15 protein-coding genes are annotated in these 20,609 nt (G+C 56.1%); 13 read left to right on the top strand and 2 right to left on the bottom strand.

Going from position 1 to position 20,609, the window contains the following annotated elements:
- Window position 1 precedes the first annotated feature (1 nt).
- The 8 genes from C7436_RS05975 (at window position 2) to C7436_RS05940 (ending at window position 11,898) form a co-directional block, all read left to right on the top strand.
- Entirely contained in the window at window positions 2-1,057 is a 1,056-nt protein-coding gene (locus C7436_RS05975) for a class I SAM-dependent methyltransferase (RefSeq protein WP_121207056.1), read from the top strand.
- Window positions 1,054-4,677 carry a glycosyltransferase gene (locus C7436_RS05970; RefSeq protein ID WP_121207055.1) on the top strand — a complete coding sequence of 1,208 codons (3,624 nt, stop codon included), beginning with the start codon at window positions 1,054-1,056 and terminating at the stop codon, window positions 4,675-4,677. The genes C7436_RS05975 and C7436_RS05970 overlap by 4 nt, the downstream gene beginning before the upstream one ends.
- A 150-nt stretch (window positions 4,678-4,827) precedes the next feature.
- Window positions 4,828-6,315: a flagellin N-terminal helical domain-containing protein gene (locus C7436_RS05965; RefSeq protein ID WP_121207054.1), complete on the top strand. Its 1,488-nt coding sequence runs from the start codon at window positions 4,828-4,830 to the stop codon at window positions 6,313-6,315.
- 71 nt (window positions 6,316-6,386) lie between these two features.
- A complete protein-coding gene (locus C7436_RS05960; protein WP_014422025.1) occupies window positions 6,387-6,821 on the top strand; it encodes a flagellar protein FlaG in 435 nt (144 codons plus the stop codon).
- 216 nt (window positions 6,822-7,037) lie between these two features.
- On the top strand, window positions 7,038-9,011 hold the full coding sequence (fliD, locus tag C7436_RS05955) for a flagellar filament capping protein FliD (RefSeq protein ID WP_121207890.1): 1,974 nt from the start codon (window positions 7,038-7,040) through the stop codon (window positions 9,009-9,011).
- A gap of 33 nt (window positions 9,012-9,044) precedes the next feature.
- Window positions 9,045-9,449, top strand: coding sequence for a flagellar export chaperone FliS (gene fliS, locus C7436_RS05950; protein WP_011786035.1), 405 nt, complete (start codon window positions 9,045-9,047; stop codon window positions 9,447-9,449).
- A 133-nt stretch (window positions 9,450-9,582) separates the two neighbouring features.
- Entirely contained in the window at window positions 9,583-10,794 is a 1,212-nt protein-coding gene (locus C7436_RS05945; RefSeq protein ID WP_011786034.1) for an argininosuccinate synthase, read from the top strand.
- A gap of 90 nt (window positions 10,795-10,884) precedes the next feature.
- Window positions 10,885-11,898: an AraC family transcriptional regulator gene (locus C7436_RS05940; protein WP_121207053.1), complete on the top strand. Its 1,014-nt coding sequence runs from the start codon at window positions 10,885-10,887 to the stop codon at window positions 11,896-11,898.
- A 226-nt stretch (window positions 11,899-12,124) separates the two neighbouring features.
- Here C7436_RS05940 and C7436_RS05935 read toward each other — a convergent pair whose 3' ends face one another.
- Window positions 12,125-13,096: a response regulator gene (locus C7436_RS05935; RefSeq protein WP_023009000.1), complete on the bottom strand. Its 972-nt coding sequence runs from the start codon at window positions 13,094-13,096 to the stop codon at window positions 12,125-12,127.
- 134 nt (window positions 13,097-13,230) lie between these two features.
- Between C7436_RS05935 and C7436_RS05930 the strand changes: the two genes are divergently transcribed.
- Window positions 13,231-13,713 (top strand): YajQ family cyclic di-GMP-binding protein, encoded by a 483-nt coding sequence (locus C7436_RS05930; RefSeq protein WP_121207052.1) that lies wholly within the window; start codon window positions 13,231-13,233, stop codon window positions 13,711-13,713.
- A gap of 81 nt (window positions 13,714-13,794) precedes the next feature.
- Complete coding sequence (locus tag C7436_RS05925; RefSeq protein ID WP_211329857.1) at window positions 13,795-15,123, top strand: AmpG family muropeptide MFS transporter; 1,329 nt, start codon at window positions 13,795-13,797, stop codon at window positions 15,121-15,123.
- Window positions 15,124-15,130: 7 nt separating this feature from the next.
- Here C7436_RS05925 and C7436_RS05920 read toward each other — a convergent pair whose 3' ends face one another.
- Window positions 15,131-16,585, bottom strand: coding sequence for a protein adenylyltransferase SelO (locus C7436_RS05920; RefSeq protein WP_121207050.1), 1,455 nt, complete (start codon window positions 16,583-16,585; stop codon window positions 15,131-15,133).
- 80 nt (window positions 16,586-16,665) lie between these two features.
- Here C7436_RS05920 and C7436_RS05915 point away from each other — a divergent pair, with 80 nt between their 5' ends.
- The 3 genes from C7436_RS05915 to C7436_RS05905 are packed head-to-tail and all read left to right on the top strand — an operon-like array spanning window position 16,666 to window position 20,459.
- On the top strand, window positions 16,666-17,466 hold the full coding sequence (locus tag C7436_RS05915; RefSeq protein WP_121207049.1) for an HAD-IIB family hydrolase: 801 nt from the start codon (window positions 16,666-16,668) through the stop codon (window positions 17,464-17,466).
- A 36-nt stretch (window positions 17,467-17,502) separates the two neighbouring features.
- Window positions 17,503-18,726, top strand: coding sequence for a glycosyltransferase family protein (locus C7436_RS05910; protein ID WP_022992716.1), 1,224 nt, complete (start codon window positions 17,503-17,505; stop codon window positions 18,724-18,726).
- A complete protein-coding gene (locus tag C7436_RS05905; RefSeq protein ID WP_014422018.1) occupies window positions 18,723-20,459 on the top strand; it encodes an alpha-amylase family glycosyl hydrolase in 1,737 nt (578 codons plus the stop codon). Before C7436_RS05910 ends, C7436_RS05905 begins: the two co-directional genes overlap by 4 nt.
- The last annotated feature ends 150 nt before the right edge of the window (window positions 20,460-20,609 follow it).

Below are 20,609 nucleotides of genomic sequence, written 5' to 3'. Positions count from 1 at the left end.
CATGAGCGCTGAAATAGAACAATTGAAGGCCAGCGCCTACAGCGAGTTCGGAGCTGGCAACTATAAGCGCGCTGCAGAACTTCTTTTGCAGGTTGAGTCGGTCATCGGAAGCTACGATGCGTTGTCAAATGACATCGCGGTGGCGCAGTTCAAACATGGTGACTTCGAATCAGCCATCAATAGGTTCCGAGAAGCGTCAGAGTTGCAGGCAAACACGTCTCGCCTGATCCTCGACAACCTGGTTGAAGTCATGAAGGAGCGTGGCGGAGCTAAAGCACCGGTGATTCCGCCGGAGCAGGTGATTGCGCGTCACCTATCTCAAACCTATTGCCCCCTGTGTAATGCCGTTAACCAGGGTTTCCGTGCGCTTCCGGAGTTCTACCGGAAGCATGCCGAGGACAATGGCTTCAAATATTTTGGTCAGGGCGAAATGACAGCCCACGATTCCTATACCTGTGCGTCTTGCGGTGCGTCGGACCGGGAGCGTCTTTATGCGTACTGGCTGTCTGCCCTTTTATGTCGAGGCGAATTGTCCCGTGATGCCAGTGTCATGCATTTCGCGCCGGAACCGGGTTTCTCTCGCTGGTTAAAACAGATTGGCTTCGCCGATTACCAGACGGCCGATTTCGCCATGCAGGGAGTGGATCACAGGGTGGATCTGATGGACCTGCCTTTTGATGCGAACAGCCTGGACTTTTTCGTGTGCAGTCATGTTCTGGAGCATGTTCAGGACGATGCCAAAGCATTGTCAGAGTTGTTTCGCGTTCTGAGGCCGGGTTGCAGTGCGCTGTTGATGGTGCCGATTATCTGTGACCTTGACGAGATTGATGAGGACCCGGCTGAGGAGCGGGAAGCCGAGAGGTGGCGGCGCTTTGGTCAGGGCGATCATGTTCGTCTGTATAACCGGGCGGGCTATGTCTCCCGGGTACAGAACGCGGGGTTCAGGTTGCAACTGCTGGATGTCGGGTATTTTGGTGCTGCCGTTTACCAGTCGCTTGGCCTGAAAAAAGAAAGCGTTCTTTACGTTGTAACCAAACCCGAAAAGAGTGACCAATGACAGATCAGCAAAACGAAACCCTGGCCGTAAGTTTTATCATCACGGCTTTCAAGGCCAGGTTTCTGCGAGAGGCCATTGATTCCATCTACGCTCAGAAAGACGTTGAGGACTTCGAAATCCTGGTGATGGATGACTGTGCTGATAACTCGGTGGCTGATGTCGTCACTGGTTATGATGACGCTCGCATCCGCTACATCAAGTCCGCAACACAGTTGGGTGGCCTTGTCGGAATGGATTACGGCGTTCGCCTCAGCCGTGGGCACTACATCAAGTTCCTCAACGACGATGACGTGCTGGCGGAAAACTGCGTGGTCAGACTCAGGTCGGCGCTGGAGCAGCCGGGCGTTATTCTGGCCACCTCACGGCGGAAGCTGATTGATGACTCCGGCAATGCGCTTCAGGATCGGCTCTTTAACCTTATGCCGGTCCGCGAAGACGCACGGTTACTTGGCAAAGACGTGCTCGAGTTTTTCCGGGTGTTTCCAATCAATTTCATTGGTGAGCCCAGCACTATCATGGTTCGCCGAAGAGACCTGCTGGGCGCGTATCCCCATTTGAGCGCCCTGAACAATCGCCTGATCACATCGGTCAACGACCTGGCTGTTTATGCCCGGTTGTTGATGGTGGGTGATCTTGGGTACGTGCAGGAGCATTTATCCTGTTTCCGTATTCACGCTGGTCAGAATCAACGCCACGCAAGCGCTCAGACACTCGGTGAAAATGGCCGCAAAGCCTTCCTGGCCCAGTTGGACGCAATGCTGGGCGGGGAGATCAAACCGGAAGGGCAGGTTCAGGCCAAACCTCTTTGGGATCAAAACAGCAACTTCCAGAAAGTCGATTTCAAGGGCTTTTACCAAAAAGCCGGAGGTATTGATGACGCTGGTTTGATGTCCTTTTCCGACCTCGAGCGACGTACCGAAGAGTGTGGTCGCCCAGGCGGCGTGATAAGTCTCGATAACTGGTACGGGCAGCGTGAGTTGTCCATTCCTCTGGCCAAACGTCTGGAGACAACCGCGGCACGACAATCCCTGTGCCTGGTTCTGATCGATGAAAAGCCGGAGAATTACAACCTTAATATTTCTGTACTGGCATTCAGGATCGCACGCTACTACTGCCCCTCACTGTCGTGTCTGGTGCTCACCCCGGATGAGTCGTTCTACCGGAAGGAGCTGTTTCAGGACGTTTCCTTTGCCGAATACGACCGTTCAGACCTGATCTCGGTGCTTAACGGAGCGGCTGCCTCTGATCTCAAGAGTGACTGGTTGGTGGTGGCCAGAACGCCTTCCGAGTTGACCCCGGCGGGCCTGGTGTTGTTGTTGGCTGAGCTTGAGTCTTCTGGTGCAGCGCTGGATGCCGCTTATGGTGACGAACTGGTCGAAAACAATGGCAAGACCGAAAGCGGCTATTTCCGACCAGGCCTGAACCTCGATATGTTGCTCAGTTCACCGGCCGATATGTCCAGGCATTGGCTGTTTCGCCGGGAAACGCTGGTCGAGCTTGGTGGGTTCAGCAAAAACGATGACAGTGCTTTTGAGCTGGGTTACATCCTGCGCCTTATAGAAGAGCGGGGATTCGGTTGTATCGGTCGTACCGACGAGCCCCTGTTTCTGCTGCACGCGGGTACGCAGACGTTCGACCTGGCTGCATACGTACCAGTGATCCGAAGTCATCTGGAACGCCGAGGGTATGCTGGTGCCGGAATTGAGCCGGGCTTGACCTCAAGCAGTCTGCGGGTTCGCTATCCCCATGCCGGCGCGCCCCCTGTCTCGATTATTATTCCTACCAAGGACCAGCTACATCTGCTGCAAACCTGTGTGGAATCTATTCTCGAAAAGACCGCCTACCCGAATTACGAAATTCTGGTGGTGGACAACAACAGCGAAACGCCTGAAGCGCGCACATGGCTTGATGGCCTCAACAGTATGGGACTGCCCAACCTTCGCGTGCTTCGTTACCCGAAGCCCTTTAATTTCTCGGCAATCAACAATTTTGCGGTAACGCAAAGCCAGGGAGACTACGTTCTGCTGCTCAATAACGACACAGGAATCATAAAAGAGGACTGGCTCGACGCCTTGATGAACCATGCTCAAAGACCGGAAGTGGGCATTGTTGGCGCCAAGTTGTTGTTCCCCAACGGCAAGGTTCAACACGCTGGCGTTGTCGTGGGCATGCGGGGGCCGGCTGAGCACATTTGTATTGATGCAGAGGCCAATGACCCCGGTTATATGAACCGACTCATGGTCGACCAGAATTACTCGGCTGTGACTGGCGCCTGCATGCTGGTCAGAAAATCAGTTTACGAGCAGGTCGGTGGATTGGACGAGGAGGCCTTTGCCGTCTCCTACAACGATATCGATTTCTGTCTGAAGGTGGCTCAGGCGGGTTATCTGAGCGTTTGGACCCCCCATGCGCTGGTGATGCATGTTGCCAATGCCAGTCAGACCTCGGTCGATAAAACAGCCGACGAGAACAAGGTTCGTCGCTTCCAGAAAGAGCAGGAAGCGATGTTTCAACGCTGGTTGCCCTACATGGGCAACGACCCTGCTTTCAACAGAAACCTGTCGTTGAGAGCGAATGGATTTGAGGTGGATCATCGTGTGGAGCTGAACTGGCAGCCCCAGAAGGCCCTTGGACTCTCCACCATTCTTGCTCACCCTGCGGATCCCTGGGGCTGTGGTCACTACCGGATCATGCAGCCGTTACGGGCCATGAAAGAAGAAGCCGTCGCGGGCGGCATGGCGGACTTTGACTGGCTTAACATTGCTGAAATGGCCCGGTTGGATCCCGATGTCCTGGTGTATCAGCGACAGATCACCGATCAGGCTGTGGAGCACATGCAATCAGCCCGTCGGATACTGAAGAAGCCGACAGTCTTCGAACTCGACGACTATTTACCGAATTTGCCGATCAAAAGTGCGTACCGGGAAAACATGCCAAAGGATATATTGAAGTCCTTGCGTCGTTCCTTGAAGCATGTGGATCGGTTTGTTGTTTCAACTTACCCGCTGGCAGAGGCATTTTCCGGATTGCACCCGGATATCCAGGTGGTTGAAAACCGTTTGCCAGTGGCGTGGTGGGGAGACCTGGAAAGCCTGAGGCGCCAGTCCGAAAAGCCCAGGGTGGGCTGGGCAGGCGGTATGGGGCATACCGGTGACCTCGAACTGGTTGAAGCGGTTGTGCAGGAACTGGCTGATGAGGTCGAGTGGGTGTTCTTTGGCATGTGCCCGGACAAGCTTCGTCCATTTGTCGCAGAGGTTCATGAGGGGATCGAGATTTCGCGGTATCCGCGAAAGCTGGCCAGTTTGAATCTGGACCTGGCTATAGCGCCGCTGGAAGACAACCTGTTCAATCGTTGCAAGAGTAACCTGAGACTGCTGGAGTACGGGGCCTGTGGTTATCCTGTGGTGTGCAGCGATGTCGAACCGTATCGGGCACACGGATTGCCGGTCACGCTCGTAAAGAACCGCTTCAAGGATTGGGTCGATGCTATTCGAATGCATCTTTCGGATATGAAAGCGACCGCCCGGGCGGGTGACAAGCTCAAGCAGAGTGTGCGTGAAAAGTGGATGCTGTCAGGCGACAATCTGACGCTCTGGCTGAATGCCTGGACTAAATTCTGATGTCTTACATTTTTTTACAAAAGAAGCGAAATTTTTTCTAAAGGAGAGTCTGAGCGTGCCGTTAAGTGGAATAACAGGGCGGCGCTCCAAACTTGAATCGGGCGCCAGACCGTTTCAAGAGAAAACGACATCAGTCGAAGGAGAAGCATTATGGCTCTCGGTATTAACACTAACGTTGCTTCATTGTCCGCTCAGAACCAGCTGAACAAATCCCAGAACCAGTCCAATCAGGCTCTGGAGCGTTTGTCCTCAGGTCTGCGCATTAACTCTGCCAAAGACGACGCGGCCGGTCTGGCGATTTCCAACCGCTTCGAAGCTCAGATCCGTGGTCTGAACCAGGCAACCCGTAACGCCAACGACGGTATCTCTCTGGCGCAGACCGCAGAAGGTGCCTTGGGCGAGGCAGGTAACATCCTGCAGCGTGTTCGTGAGCTGGCGGTTCAGTCTGCTAACGCTTCCAACTCTTCCTCTGATCGTCAGGCTCTGCAGGACGAAGTAAACCAGTTGGTTTCTGAGTTGGATCGTATTGCAACAACTACCAACTTCAACGGCCAGAAGCTCTTCGACGGTACTTTCGGCTCCGCCCAGTTCCAGGTTGGTGCCAACGCCAACGAAACTATTTCTGCCTCTACCTCCAACCTGCGTACCGACAAGTACGGTAACAACCAGGTGATCGCGAGCGGTGCAGCAGCTGGCACAGCCGCTTCTGGTGGTGGCGCGGTGAATGGTGTGTCTTCCGGCTCTGTGGCCATCAACGGCTACCTGGGTTCAGAAACCATCAGCGTTGCGGCCAACGCGACATCCAAGGATATCGCGGCCGATATTAACTCCAAGACTGCAGACACTGGCGTAACCGCCACGGCCCGTACCGAAGTGGATCTGGCCTTTGCAGCTTCTGGTAGCTATACCCTGAATCTGACTGCGGACAACAGCGAAGCTCAGTCTGTGTCCTTCACCATTGACGCAACCAGTGGCCAGGATTCACTGTCTGCTGCGGTAGCGGCGATCAATGACCAGTCTTCCAAGACCGGTATCACCGCAGAAGTTGCCGAGGATGGTGCCTCCATCGTCCTGACCAACGAAACGGGTGCGGATATCGTGGTTGGCGACACTGGGGTACAGAACGCCGGTAACGTGACTATTACCAAGCAGTTCCGCGATGACGAGGGTGCGCTCCAGGATGCAGGTGGTGCGGCAACCCTGACTGCGGACACCACCGCTGAAGATGTGGCAACCAGTGGCTATCTGCAGCTGGATTCTGATCGCTCCTTCGCGGTTGATGTCACAAGCTCTAATGCCTTCGCGGACACTGGTTCTGAGTTGCGCAAGGTGTCTGATCTGGACATCTCCTCTTTCGAGAGCGCGACCCAGGCCCTGAAGACCGTAGACGCGGCGCTGAACACCATTAACTCCCAGCGTGCGAAGTTTGGTGCGATCCAGAGCCGCTTCGAAAGCACCATCTCCAACCTGGAGTCCACCAGCACCAACCTGAGCGCCGCTCAGAGCCGGATTCTGGACGCGGACTTCGCGGCTGAGACAGCCAAGCTGTCCAAGGCCCAGGTGCTGCAGCAGGCCGGTATCTCCGTCCTGGCTCAGGCGAACGCCCGTCCTCAGCAGGTTCTGTCTCTGCTGCAGTAAGGGCTTGGCGGTAACGGCCGGAACCTTCGGGTTCCGGCTTTACGCCGTTAGAGGAATAGCGAGGTAAAGCTATGAATGACGTTAACCTGAATAACCCGGATCTCAAGCTGGTGCGTTCCAACGCCCAGGCTCCGGGGAAGGCACTGTCGTCATCTCAGGCCGAGGGCGGAAAAGCCCCTGACCTTGCTGCTTCAGGTTCGAGTGGCTCAGCCATTCAGAGCCCGCAGGCCGCGACTGAGACATCCAGAGCCGAGAAGCTTCAGGCTCGTTCGGAAGCGCAGCGGGATGAATTGAATGATGCGGTGAGCCAATTGAATGATTTCGTGCAGAATGTGCAGCGGGATCTTCAGTTTGAGGTGGATAACGAGATGGGGCAGACCATTGTTAAAGTGGTTGATCAGAGCACCCAGGAAGTCATCCGTCAGATCCCGGACGAAGTGGCAATGAGGTTGGCAGAAAAATTGCAGCAGGATGAACCGCTGACGTTGTTTAACATCAAAGTGTGAAAGCTTGCCGCTTTTACGCGGATGGCAGACAACGGTATTTCAGCACCGCCGCACCCTGACAGGGTCCGGCGGTGTTCTGCTTTATACGGTGCTAGACTGTCCGTTACAGGGTGTTACAAATTGGTGTAGTGGTTAGCCGAAATATAGGCAAAGTTTTGCCGCTGGCAGCCGATAAAGGACTAAGTAAGCGAAGCGCCCCCTTGAGGAGGCATGGTTATGGCAAATATTTCAGCATTAGGTATCGGCTCGGGAGTTCTGAACTCTGATCTGGTTGATCAGCTCGTTGAAGCTGAGCGTGCGCCTAAAGAGAATCGGCTCGACACCCGAACCCAGAAGGCAGAGTTGCTCATTTCTGCCTATGGCACCTTGAAGAGCGCTATCACGGAGCTTCGGCTGCCGATGCGTCAGCTGAGCGCGCCCGACAATCTGAAAGCCTTTTCGGCAACGTCTTCAAATGAGGATGTATCGGTTACGGTAGACAGCACCAAGGCCAGCCGTGGCACCTACAACGTCAATGTGTTGAGCCTTGCGCAGTCGCAGTCCCTGGCGTCTTCCACGTTTGCTGATCGTGACTCTACGTCGGTCGGTACCGGATCGTTCACCATTTCTTCCGGTGATAAATCGGCGACGCTCACCATCGATGGTTCTAACAACACCTTGCAGGGGCTGGCGGACGAAATCAACGAAGCGGGCATTGGCGTATCGGCTGGCGTTATCGACACGGGTAGCGGCTTCCGGCTGGTGCTGTCGTCCGAAGAAACCGGCGAGGCAAATGCCATTTCCGTTTCGGTTACCGATGATGATGGTAACAATGACGACGCTGCCGGTCTGTCCCAGTTTGTGTTTAACGACACCACCCAGAACATGCAGGAGACCATCGCTGCCAAAGACGCGAGGGTCGAGATCAACGGTATTGAGATTACCCGTTCGACCAACTCCTTCACGGATGTTATTGATGGCCTGAGTTTTGAGGCAAAAGCAGAAGGTGTGACCTCCACCATCAAAGTCGAGCAGGATTTCGGTGCGGTAGCAGATCGTGTCGGAGCGTTTGTTGAAAAGTTCAATGCCCTCCAGACAACCATCAAAGGGTTGTCCGGCTTTAATGCCGAGACGGGGCAAGGCGGTATTCTTTCGGGTGATACCACCATCCGCTCAATCCAGGCGCAGTTGCGCAATGTTCTGGGCCGCGTGGTGCCAGGGCTTGAGAATGCCAGTATTCGGACCCTGGCTGATGTCGGCATTACCACAGACTATGAAACCGGCGGTTTGAGCTTTGATCGTGCCAAGTTTGAAGAGCAGCTGAAAAAGAACCCGGACGACGTGACTGCGCTGTTCGCCGAGCAGGGCCGTACCTCGAGCGCAGACGTTGAGTTCCTTGGCTCTGGCAGCGGGACAACCCGTGGAAACTACGCCATCAATATCACCCAGGCTGCCACTCAGGGTGGCGTGCTGGGTGATTCGGCATTGGCCGACGGCGTGGTGATTGATGGTACCAATGACGAGATCGAGTTCACCGTTGACGGTTCCACCAACTTTACTATTCAGCTCAGCCAGCAAACCTACGCAAGTGCGGCCGACCTGGTGGCCGAAATCCAGAGCCAGATCGACAGCAACTCGGCCTTGAATGCAGCCGGCCAGTCTGTGCGGGTCGGGCTCGACAGCAATGGCGTACTCCAGTTTACCTCTGGAGCATTCGGCAGTAGTTCAAATGTCAGCATCCTGTCCGTGGAAAATGGTGCGGCGCTCGGGCTTTCCGCCAAAACCGGAACCTTAGGCAAAGACGTTGCCGGTACGGTCAATGGCCAGGAGGCGACCGGTGATGGCCGGGTACTGACCGTCACTGGCGCGGGCGGTGCCAAAGGCATGCAGCTTCAGGTTGCCGGCTATAAGGACGGCGATCTCGGGCGGGTAAATTTCATCGAAGGTATTGGTGAACAGGCCGTTAATCTTGTCACCGACATTGTGGGTGCCGACGGCATTCTCGACGCAAAAACGGATAGCCTGAGCCGTGATCTTGAGCGGATTCAGGAGGAACGGATCCGGCTGGAAGACAGGATTGCCTCCTACCGTGAGCGGCTGGTCAGCCAGTTCACGGCGGCGGATTCCCTGATTTCCCAGCTCAACAGTACAGGCGATTACCTGACACAGCAGCTTGCGGCACTGGCTCCGCAGAACAACAGTAATCGATAAGCGGGGCAAGTCCCGGTAACGAAGAGGTTTATTATGAACGGTTTACAGGCATATCAGCGGGTAAACGCTCAAACCAGCATCACTGACGCTGACCCTCACAAGCTGATCCAACTGCTATACAGCGGTGCCCTGGAAAGGATCAATATGGCCAAGGCCCGGATGCAGGCCAATGACATTGAGGGTAAAGGCCGGCTCATCAGCAAAGCCATTGAAATCATCGGCGGCTTGCGCAGCTTCCTTGATTTCGAGAAGGGTGGCGATCTTGCAGAGCGTCTGGAAGGTCTATACGACTATATGGAGCGGACTCTATTCGAGGCGAATGTGAAAAACGATCCCGCCAAACTGGATGAGGTCGCTGAGCTCTTGCGTTCAATCAAAGAAGGTTGGGATGGCATTCGCGAAGAAGTGGTAACCCAGCACTCCCAGGCCGCTGGCTAAACCAGTACTTTTGTCGTCCATGGCGCCCCTATCCTTTGGCAGGGTAGGGGCTTTATAGCCATTCCCCCCGCCATCCCGTACAATGTTGCCCTTCTTTTCAACACATCCATTCTGTTCAGTCTGGAGCAAGGGCATGTCTGATATTAAAAAGGTGGTGCTGGCCTATTCCGGTGGCCTGGATACTTCCGTCATCGTTCGGTGGTTGCAGGATACCTATAACTGTGAGGTGGTAACCTTTACCGCCGACATTGGCCAGGGCGAGGAAGTGGAGCCGGCGCGTGCGAAAGCCGAAGCGCTGGGCGTTAAGGAAATCTACATCGAGGACCTGCGCGAGGAGTTTGTGCGCGATTACGTGTTCCCGATGTTCCGCGCCAATACCATCTACGAAGGCGAGTACCTGCTGGGTACCTCTATCGCCCGCCCGCTGATTGCCAAGCGCCTGATCGACATTGCCAACGAGACGGGTGCAGACGCCATCTCTCACGGTGCTACCGGTAAAGGTAACGACCAGGTTCGTTTTGAGCTTGGCGCCTATGCCCTGAAGCCGGGCGTGAAGGTGATCGCTCCCTGGCGTGAGTGGGATCTGAACTCCCGCGAAAAGCTGCTCAAGTATTGTGAAGAGCGCAACATCCCCGTGGAAATGAAGAAGGGCAAGAGCCCGTATTCCATGGACGCCAACCTGCTGCACATCTCCTACGAAGGCATCAACCTGGAAGACCCCTGGGCGGAAGCCGAGGAAGACATGTGGCGTTGGAGCGTATCTCCGGAAGCCGCGCCGGACAAGCCCACTTACGTGGAGCTCACCTACAGGAAAGGCGACATCGTTGCCGTTGATGGTCAGGAAATGAAGCCCCACGTGGTGCTGGAAACCCTGAACAAGCTGGCCGGTGAAAATGGTATTGGCCGCCTGGACATCGTCGAGAACCGCTACGTGGGCATGAAGTCCCGCGGCTGTTACGAAACTCCGGGTGGTACCATCATGCTGCGCGCCCACCGCGCCATCGAGTCCATTACTCTGGACCGTGAAGTGGCACACCTGAAGGACAGCCTGATGCCGCGCTATGCCGAGGTGATCTACAACGGTTACTGGTGGTCTCCGGAGCGTGAGGCTCTTCAGGCGCTGATCGACCAGACCCAGAATTACGTGAACGGCACCGTTCGCCTGAAGCTGTACAAGGGCAATGTAGACGTGGTCGGCCGCAAGTCTGACGATTCTCTGTTCGATGAGAAGATCGCCACCTTTGAAGAAGACCAGGGTGCTTACGATCAGAAAGATGCGGAAGGCTTTATCAAGCTGAACGCGCTGCGCCTGCGGATTGCCGCTGGCAAAGGCCGCAAGCTTTGATGGTTTGTTGATGCCCTGAAAACGCCCGGTTCATAACCGGGCGTTTTTGTTTATACTTTTCAAACAATTCCAACAACGAAAGTCATCACCATGAATGCGTTGGGCACAGCTTCCGTCGCCGCTTTGCGGCAGTATGTTCGCTACGCCGATGCCAAAGGTATCGCGGTTGATCCGCTGTTTGAAAAGGCGGGTTTGAAGCCCGAGATCCTGGATTCCGATGAGGGCCGAATCGACGGCGAACAGCTCCAGGCATTTATTCACTTGCTGGCCGAACATACCGGTAACCCGGTATTGGGATTGGAGACCGGCGACTATGTGCAACCCGGTTCCTACAGTGTACTGGGTTACATCACCATGAGCTGCGCCACGTTGGGGGAAGCGGTTACACGTATTGCGCCCTATGAGAAGCTGGTGGGGGATATGGGTACCACCCGCCTCAAGATGAAGGGCGATTGCGCGACACTGATCTGGACCTGCAATTTTACCGATTCTGTGGTGTGGCCCCAGGTGGTGGACAATGTCTTTGCCTCCTGGATCAACTATGCGCGATGGCTGGCAGACAGCACGGACGCCACGCCGCTGGAAGTTCGCCTGAGGCGGCCTTCTCCCGGCCCGGAGCATGAGAAGGCCTATGCTTTGCGCTGGCAATGCCCTGTACAGTTTGATGCAGAGGAGGACAGTGTCACCTTTGCTCAGGCACTGCTCGCAACCCGCCTGCGTCAGCCAGACCCGCTATTGCGAAAAACCCTGGAAGCCCATGCATTGTCTCAGTTGGCGTTGCTCGACACCGACACGGATCTGACCAGCAAGGTAAAGCAAAGCATCCAGAAACAGCTCGCCGAGGGCATTACCCGTCAGGATATGGTCGCCGAGGATCTGGGGATGACCAGCCGTACCTTACAGCGAAAGCTGAGCCAGGAAGGGGTGTCGTATCAGAAGTTGCTGGATGAGGTGCGCCAGCAGATGGCGGAGGACTATTTGCAGAATACCGACATGAGTATTCCGGATATTGCCTTGCGCCTGGGCTACAGCGAAACCACGTCGTTTCATCGAAAGTTCAAGGCAGCGACGGGTAAGACGCCGGGGGATTTTCGCAGGCAATAAAAAAGCCAGCTTATAAAAGCTGGCTTAAGAAATTCGGAAAGAACGAAAGTGCCTGAAAAATTCGTTGATCCTGAGGAATCCACCTGCGGTACCCATATGGCGGCGGAGGTACTACTCGGCTCCTCCGCCATGGGTGGATACTGCTTGATTCCACAATGTCAGAATAAGCCTGATCGCCTTTCCTGTCTGTTTGTGAAGTGTGTCCCAGTGTTACTGTTTGTGATCGCTACACACCTTCCCGTATCTCCGGGGTGGTTTCGGTGAAACGACGGGTTTCATAGGCATCTACCAATCCTTGCACGGCTGCGCGCTCCAAATCCTGCACTGTTGGCGTGCCGTCCTGGGCATCGGCTTTGCACAGGGCCATACCGGCCTCCACAGAGATGAAGCCGGCGGTGGTTTTCAGGGCTTTGTGGTTGATGCCGTCAAAAATGCGCCGGAACGCGGTGGTGGTGCAGTGATCACTGTTGGGAAAGTAGGAGACAATCGCAAACTGGTTATCACCCACCCGACACAGGGCATCAATCGGGCGAATCAATGTGCTCAGGCGCCGGGCGATGCCGATCGACAGTTCGCTCATCACGCTGGGCGGATGTTTGCGCTTCAGCTCTTGCCAGTTACGGATGCCGCACATGACGTAGGCGGTTGACCCGCCCCGGGATTCGGCGTGGCGCAGGGTTTTCTGCAAGCGCTGGCGCGCGTATTTATTGTTGGTCAGGCCGGTTTCCAGATCAATGATGTTGCTGGATTCCAGTTCCCGGTTGTTCTCCACCAGCAGCGCGTTGGCGCGCAGCAGGGTGTTCTGCCGGTCTGCCATGCGGTCCGCCGCAAAGATGCGAGGGATGAGCTGTTTGGTCATGTCTGATTTGTAGATGAAGTCATCCACACCCCGGTCGAATGCTTCCGACAAGGCTTCCACGCTCTCGCGGGCGGTGAGCAGAATCACATAGGTGTAGTGGTTGTTCTGCTCGTCTTGCTGGCGAACCTGGTCGGTCAGCTGCAGGCCGTCCATTTCCGGCATCAGCCAGTCTGCAATCAGTACGCTGACCGGGCGTTGTTCCATGAGTTTCAGGGCAGCCGGTGCGTTGTTGGCGATGCGTATGTCGCGGTATCCGGCATTTCGCAGCGTACGGCCCACCACCATACTGCTGAATTTGGCGTCGTCTACTACGAGAATGGGAAGATCGAGGTTTGGCATTATTTATCTACTTCTTACCAGTCCATTGTCAGATGCGGTTCGCCACAGCTCTTGGTATTCTTGGCGGTTTCGAACATCCGTAATCAAATTGTCGCCACAGTATACCCCTCCGTGGCCTTTGGAGAATAACGACTATGCCTTCTTTTGACATTGTTTCAGAAATCGAGATGCACGAAGTCACCAACGCGGTGGATCAGGCCAAGCGTGAACTGGGTAACCGCTGGGATTTCAAGAATGTTGAGGCGGACATCGAACTGGAAGACAAGCGCCTGACGCTGAGCGCCGAGCAGGAGTTCCAGCTGGAGCAGTTGGTGGACATGATGCGAATGGCCTTTGCCAAGCGCAACATCGACACCCGCGCCCTGTCCGAAGATGGTGAAAGCAAAGCGGGCAAGCTGGTGAAGCAGCATTTCACCCTGAAGCAGGGTATTGAAACGGACATGGCCAAGAAGATCGTGAAGTTGATCAAAGAGCAGAAGATGAAAGTGCAGGCCAGCATTCAGGGCGACAAGGTACGGGTTACCGGCAAGAAACGGGACGACCTGCAGGAAGCCATTGCCATGTTGCGTGAGGCAGAACTGGACATCCCGCTGCAGTTCAACAACTTTCGCGACTGATTCGGAGAGGCTCCTATTTATCTTCCTCCCAACGTTGCAGCCCTGATTCGGGATACCGCCTACACCTACACCCGCTGGCAAGTGATTGCCATGTTGTTTCTCGGGTTCTCGGCGGGGCTGCCCTTTCTGCTGGTGTTTTCCACCCTTAATGCCCGCCTGGCAGACGTTGGGGTGGAGACCGCCACCATCGGTTTTTTCAGCTGGCTTGGCATTACCTATTCCATCAAGGTGTTCTGGGCACCGGTGGTGGATCGGCTGAAACTGCCGGTGCTGGATCGCTTGTTTGGCAAGCGCCGCAGCTGGATTCTGCTGGCTCAGGCGGGCATTGCCACCGGGTTGTACCTGATGTCCCAGACGGACGCCCTGGCGGCTCCGGAGACACTGGCGCTGTTCGGATTGTTGGTGGCTTTTTCCTCCGCCACGCAGGATGTCGCCATTGATGCCTATCGCATTGAGATTGCTCAGGAGCGTCTGCAGGCGGCGTTAGCGGCCACATACATCTTTGGTTATCGGCTGGCGTTGCTGGTGGCTGGCGCCGGTGCACTGTATGTGGCGGAGTTCTGGTCCTGGGAAGTGTCGTACCAGGTGATGGCAGCGCTGGTGGGTGTGGGTGCGCTGACGGTGCTGATTGTGAAAGAGCCGGAAGTAAATCATTTTGCGGCTGCGCAGGACATTGCCCATCGAATTGAGGAAGAGGTGGAGAAACGAAGCCACCTGCCGGAACGCCTGGCCAGGTTAACTGGCTGGTTCTATGCCGCCGTGGCTGGTCCGTTTCTGGACTTCTTCCGTCGGTATCGGGAGCTGGCGGTGGCCATTCTGGTGCTGGTGGCGGTGTATCGCATTTCGGATATTGCCATGGGGGTGATGGCCAATCCGTTCTATCTGGATTTTATGGGTTTCAGTAAAACCCAGGTGGCCGATGTCACCAAGGTGTTCGGGTTTTTCATGACCATTGTTGGCTCCATGGTCGGTGGGGTGCTGGTGGTGCGCTATGGCGTGCGCCGGATACTGCTGGCAGGTGCCGTCATGACGGCGGCAACCAATCTTCTATTCGTGCTGCTAGCCCAGCAACCACCGGATATCGCGGCGCTGGCCTTGGTGGTGAGTGCCGATAACCTCAGTGGCGGTATTGCCAACGTGGCGCTGATTGCCTGGCTGTCCAGCATGACCAGTGCCTCGTTCACCGCCACCCAGTATGCCTTGTTCAGCTCGCTGATGACGCTGCCGGGCAAGTTCCTGGGGGGCTTTTCCGGGATTGTGGTGGCGAACTTTGGCTACGCCGAGTTCTTCCTGATTGCGGGGTTGATGGGCGTGCCTGCGATTCTTCTGGTGCTGTTTATGATGCGACACGGCGCCAGGCTGGATGCGCTGGCGCCAGTCAAACATGAGGAAGATGCCCTGGTGAAATAGCGGCCGTTCAGGAAGAGCAGCTGATGTTCAGATGTTTCCCCCAATCCGGCGGCAGGGCAGCGTATTTCTCATACTCGGGTTGCTCATCAAAGGGCTTTTCCAACACCTTGAGCAGTTCCTTCATTGGCTCATAGTCGCCGTTCTGCGCCTCCAGGATGACTTGCTGGGCCAGGTAGTTGCGCAGAATGTACTTCGGGTTTACCCGGCGCATGGCGTATTCCCGTTCATCGTGGCCACGGGTTTCCTTCTGTAGTCTGGCTTCGTAACGTTCCAGCCATTCGTCAGCCACGCTGCGGTCTGCGAACAGATCACGAACCGGCGCGGTACCATGGTCGTGCAGGTTGGACAGGCCGCGGAAAAACCGGGTGTAGTCCACGCGGTGTTCGTGGAGCATGCTGAAGGTGTCCATGATCAGGCCCATATCTGCCCCATCCGCTTCCTCCAGCCCCAGTTTGGCGAGCATCTGGTGTTTGAAATGCTCGTTGTAGGCGGTTTCATAGCGTCGAAGTCCCCGGCGAACGGTATCCTCTTCCATGATCGGCAACAACGCATTGGCCAGGTACTGACAGTTGATAAAGCCTACCTGGGGCTGGCGGTTGTAGGCATAGCGGCCTTCGTGATCGGAGTGATTGCAAACGAAGCCGGCGTCGAAATCGTCCAGGAACGCGAAGGGGCCATAGTCAAAAGTGTCACCGATAATCGACATATTGTCGCTGTTCATCACCCCATGGCAGAAACCAACGGCCTGCCATTTCGCGATTAGCCTGGCGGTGCGTTCCACCACTTCCTCAAACCAGCGGGCGTAGCGTTGGTCCTCCGGCAAGCTGATCAGGTGAGGGAAGTGCAGGGCAATTACATGCTCTAGCAAGGTTTTCAGGGCGTCCGGCCCTTCATGGTGGGCTGCAAACTCGAAGTGGCCAAACCGGATGTGGCTTTTCGCTGCCCGCATCAAAGCGGCGGCGGTTTCGATGGACTCCCGGCGCACCGGGTTTTTGGCGCTGATCATGAACAACGCCCGGGTGGTGGGAATTCGCAGGCCATGCATGGCCTCACTGCACAGATACTCACGAATGGTTGACCGGAGTACTGCCCGGCCATCGCCGAAGCGGGAGTAGGGCGTGGTGCCTGCCCCTTTCAGGTGCCAGTCCCAACGTGTACCGTCCGGTCCCACGGTTTCCCAAAGTAAGAGGCCGCGGCCATCGCCCAGTTCCGGGTTGTACATGCCGAACTGATGCCCGGTGTACTTCATGGCGACCGGGTCCATCCCCTCCAGGAGTTCGGCGCCGGCACCAATGGCCGCCCAGTCATTTTCATCCCGCACCAGAAATCCCATATCGCTGGCCAGGGCCTGGTTAAAGCAAACCATGCGCGGTTCAGAAAGGGGGGATGGCTGTACCCGGCTGTAGAAGCTGTCCGGTAATTCCAGGTAGCGATGTTCCACCTGAAAGCTGTTGTTGCTCATAAAACGACCTGGCTTTGGTATGAATACTGCGTATGTATAGGGTTGAAGCCTAACAACAGATTGCAGAGCAGGTGAACCAAATGCAACCACACCTGATAGTTTTCACCGACCTGGACGGCACCTTGCTGGACCATCACAGCTACAGCTGGCGGGCCGCATCGCCGGCCATGGCAAAGTTGGCCACTAACGGTATCCCCTTGATTTTTAACTCCAGTAAAACCGCCGCCGAGATGCGCCATCTGCAAAACGCGATGGGCATACGGGCCCCCTTTATCGTCGAGAACGGCGCGGCGGCGGTTATCCCGGCGGGCTGTCTGGACCGCACCGAAGAACAGGTGATGAATTTTGGAGCAGATCATCAGCAGGTCCTTCGCACGCTTATGGTGCAGAGGAGGGCGGGTGCACAGTTTCGGGGCTTTTCGGATATGGCGGATGCGGAACTGGCGGAGGTTGCGGGCCTGGATGAGGTGGAGGCCTCTCGGGCCCGGCAGCGCCTGGGTACGGAGCCGCTGATCTGGCAAGGCAGTGACCCGGAGCTGGACCAATTCAGTGCGGCGCTGGAGCGTGAGGGGCTCCGTCTGGTGCAGGGTGGGCGCTTCTGGCACGCCATGGGGCGGTTCGACAAAGCCGAGGGGGCCCGCTTTTTGCTGGAGCAATACCGGGAGCACTATCAGGGCGAGCCGATAGTCACCATCGCATTGGGCGACAGCCCGAACGACCAGCGCATGCTGGAGGCTGCGGATATCCCGGTGGTGATTCGCGGGGTAAACAGCGATCAGGTCCAGTTGCCATCGCAGAAGCACCCCATGCGCTCCCTGAAGCCCGGCCCGGAGGGTTGGAACGAATGCGTACTCAATCTTCTTTTCGAGTACGGCTACTAGGCCGCCAGGCGTGGCCAAAAGCATAGGAGAGGCGCCATGGGCGACTTTTACCAGAATGGCATAGTAACGACCCTGCACAATCTTGTGCGACGACCGGTAGAAGACATCGAGGCCGATCTGCTTCAGTTCCGTAAAGCGCGGCCCATGTCACTGGTGTTGCCGTCGCTGTATTCAGAGCTGGAAGGCCCCGCCCTGAAACACATTGTCCAGGAGCTGGCAAAGGTGCCTTACCTGGAAGAAATCGTGATCGGGCTCGATCGTGCCGATGAAGCACAATACCGGCACGCATTGGAGTACTTCTCCGAGCTGCCTCAGCCGTTCAAGGTACTGTGGAACGATGGGCCGCGTTTGCGGGCCATCGACCTCAAACTTCGCGAGCAGGGCCTCGCCCCAACTGAAATGGGTAAGGGGCGGAATGTCTGGTATTGCTTCGGTTATGTGCTGGCCTCCGGGGTGAGCAAATCGGTGGCGTTGCATGATTGCGATATCCTGACCTACTCGCGGGACCTGTTGGCACGGTTGATTTACCCGGTGGCCAACCCTGGATTCAACTACATGTTCTGTAAGGGCTATTACGCCCGTGTTGCCGACAGCAAGATGAATGGCCGGGTCAGTCGTCTGCTGGTCACCCCGCTGATCCGTGCCCTGAAAAAAGTCTGCGGCCCGAACGATTTTCTCGACTACCTCGACAGCTACCGTTATCCCCTGGCCGGAGAATTCTCGTTCCGCACGGATGTCATCAATGACCTGCGCATTCCCAGTGACTGGGGGCTGGAGATTGGTGTGCTCTCGGAGATGAAACGAAACTACGCCACTAATCGCCTGTGCCAGGTGGATATTGCTGATGTCTACGATCACAAGCATCAGGATCTCTCGCCGGAGGACGCCAGCCGAGGGCTGTCCAAAATGAGTGTAGACATCGCCAAGGCCCTGTTCCGAAAGCTGGCCACCAATGGCGAGGTGTTCTCCAATGAGAAGTTCCGCACCATCAAGGCGACCTATTTCCGTATTGCTCTGGATTTTGTGGAAACCTATCAGAACGACGCCGTGATCAACGGGCTCGGCTTTGATCGGCACAAGGAAGAAAAGGCGGTGGAATTGTTTGCCCAGAATGTGATGCGCGCCGGCGCCTACTTCCTGGACAACCCCATGGACACCCCCTTTATCCCCAGCTGGAACCGGGTGACCAGCGCCATTCCGGACATTCGTGAGCAACTGCTGGAGGCTGTTGAGCTGGACAATCAGGAATATCGGCCATGACTCAGCCACTGAAGAGCAAGCTGCAAGGTATGCTCGAGGTCGTCTATCCCTCGGTAGATTGCGACTTTCTGGCGGAGCAGTTACTGGCCACCATGGGGCTGGCGCCCAATGCCGACGCCCCACCGGCCCACCAGAACCATTGGGACGAAACCGATGTGTTGCTGATTACCTACGCGGACACGCTTCAGCAACCGGACGAGAAGCCGCTGGTGACGCTCAAGCGCTTCCTGGATGACAGCCTTAAGGACTCCATTTCCGCGGTGCACATACTGCCGTTTTTTCCCTTCAGCTCTGATGATGGCTTTTCGGTGATGGATTACCTGGCGGTGAATGAGAGTCACGGTGGCTGGCCGGAGATTGAGGCCATTGCCCGGGACTACAAGTTGATGTCCGATCTTGTGATCAACCACATGTCGGCCCGCAGCCGGTGGTTCGAAAACTATAAGAAGCGCATCGACCCGGGTAAGGACTATTTCTTTGAAGGCAACCCGAAAGACGACCTCAGCCAGGTAGTGAGGCCACGTACGTCGCCCCTGCTCAATCCGGTGCAGACCGACGACGGCGAGCGCTATGTGTGGTGCACCTTCAGTGAAGATCAGGTAGACCTGAACTTTGCCAACCCGCAGGTACTGTTGGAGTTTGCGGGTATCATCCGCCAATACCTGGAACGAGGTGTGATGATTTTCCGTATGGATGCCGTGGCCTTTCTCTGGAAAGAGCCGGGCACGCCGTGTATTCATCTGCAGCAAACCCACGAGCTGATCAAGATCCTGCGCTTGCTGATTGAACATCACACGCCGGACGCGGTAGTGATCACCGAAACCAATGTACCCAATCGAGAGAACCTGACTTATTTTGGCAATGCCAACGAAGCCCATGCCATCTATAACTTTTCGTTGCCGCCTCTGCTGATCAACACGCTGGTGACCGGCAATTGCCGACATCTGAAAACCTGGCTGATGAGTATGCCCCCGGCGCAGCTGGGCACCACCTATCTGAACTTTATCGCTTCCCACGACGGCGTTGGTCTGCGGCCCACAGATGGCCTGCTGACCGAAGATGAAAAGCAACGCCTGATCAACACCATGGAGTCGTTTGGGGGTAAGGTGTCCTACCGCCGGACGGCCGACGGGCGGGATCAGCCCTATGAGATGAACATTGCGCTCTGGGATGCCCTCAAAGGAACCGCAGAAGGCGGTGCTGACCACTGGCAGCTCGCGCGATTCCTGTGTGCGCATACCATTATGCTGGCCCTCGAGGGCATTCCCGCCTTTTATATTCACAGCTTGCTGGCCACGGAGAACGATCAGGCGCGGGTGGAGCATACCGGGCGCCTGCGCTCCATTAACCGCAGTCAATGGCAGTTGTCGCAACTGGAGGAAACCCTCGCAGATCCACTGACCCACCACAGCAAGGCATTCCGGGAGCTGAAGCGCTTGATTGCCATACGCCGTGCTCAACCTGCTTTCCATCCGAACGCCACGCAGTTCACCTTACACCTGGGGTTGCAGTTGTTCGGGTTCTGGCGCCAGAGCATGCGCCGGGAGCAGTCGGTGTTCTGTATCCATAACATCAGTCCCGAGGTGCAGCAGGTGGCGCTCAGTGATATTAATCTGATTGGAACGGATCGTTGGGTAGACTTGATCTCCGGAATGGAGGTGGATGATCTGGCTGGGTCAATCACCCTGAAGCCGTATCAGAGTGTGTGGTTGTCCAACCAGCAGAGACGCTGAGCGTTAAGGCCAATGCCTCAGGAATGAGGCATGGTTGGTTTGTATTCTGCAAGTCGGTGGTTATAATCGGGACTGCTCAGGATGAGTCAGTTCAACATAATCTTCAGGGATCGAAGTCATGCCCCAGGCAAGCGGATTGCAGTTCACCGC

This window comes from Marinobacter nauticus, assembly GCF_003634635.1.
Classification (GTDB): Bacteria; Pseudomonadota; Gammaproteobacteria; order Pseudomonadales; family Oleiphilaceae; genus Marinobacter; species Marinobacter nauticus.
Note: the sequence above shows the minus strand (reverse complement) of the source record. Positions and strands in the feature narration are given on the sequence as shown.

What these genes read in the sequence shown, in the direction of transcription:
- C7436_RS05960 (WP_014422025.1), top strand. Translation starts at nt 6,387, where the DNA reads ATGAATGACGTTAACCTGAATAACCCGGATCTCAAGCTGGTGCGTTCC.
- C7436_RS05905 (WP_014422018.1), top strand. Translation starts at nt 18,723, where the DNA reads ATGACTCAGCCACTGAAGAGCAAGCTGCAAGGTATGCTCGAGGTCGTC.
- C7436_RS05915 (WP_121207049.1), top strand. Translation starts at nt 16,666, where the DNA reads ATGCAACCACACCTGATAGTTTTCACCGACCTGGACGGCACCTTGCTG.
- C7436_RS05945 (WP_011786034.1), top strand. Translation starts at nt 9,583, where the DNA reads ATGTCTGATATTAAAAAGGTGGTGCTGGCCTATTCCGGTGGCCTGGAT.
- C7436_RS05920 (WP_121207050.1), bottom strand. Translation starts at nt 16,585, where the DNA reads ATGAGCAACAACAGCTTTCAGGTGGAACATCGCTACCTGGAATTACCG.
- C7436_RS05965 (WP_121207054.1), top strand. Translation starts at nt 4,828, where the DNA reads ATGGCTCTCGGTATTAACACTAACGTTGCTTCATTGTCCGCTCAGAAC.
- fliS (WP_011786035.1), top strand. Translation starts at nt 9,045, where the DNA reads ATGAACGGTTTACAGGCATATCAGCGGGTAAACGCTCAAACCAGCATC.
- C7436_RS05975 (WP_121207056.1), top strand. Translation starts at nt 2, where the DNA reads ATGAGCGCTGAAATAGAACAATTGAAGGCCAGCGCCTACAGCGAGTTC.
- fliD (WP_121207890.1), top strand. Translation starts at nt 7,038, where the DNA reads ATGGCAAATATTTCAGCATTAGGTATCGGCTCGGGAGTTCTGAACTCT.
- C7436_RS05910 (WP_022992716.1), top strand. Translation starts at nt 17,503, where the DNA reads ATGGGCGACTTTTACCAGAATGGCATAGTAACGACCCTGCACAATCTT.
- C7436_RS05935 (WP_023009000.1), bottom strand. Translation starts at nt 13,096, where the DNA reads ATGCCAAACCTCGATCTTCCCATTCTCGTAGTAGACGACGCCAAATTC.
- C7436_RS05970 (WP_121207055.1), top strand. Translation starts at nt 1,054, where the DNA reads ATGACAGATCAGCAAAACGAAACCCTGGCCGTAAGTTTTATCATCACG.
- C7436_RS05940 (WP_121207053.1), top strand. Translation starts at nt 10,885, where the DNA reads ATGAATGCGTTGGGCACAGCTTCCGTCGCCGCTTTGCGGCAGTATGTT.
- C7436_RS05930 (WP_121207052.1), top strand. Translation starts at nt 13,231, where the DNA reads ATGCCTTCTTTTGACATTGTTTCAGAAATCGAGATGCACGAAGTCACC.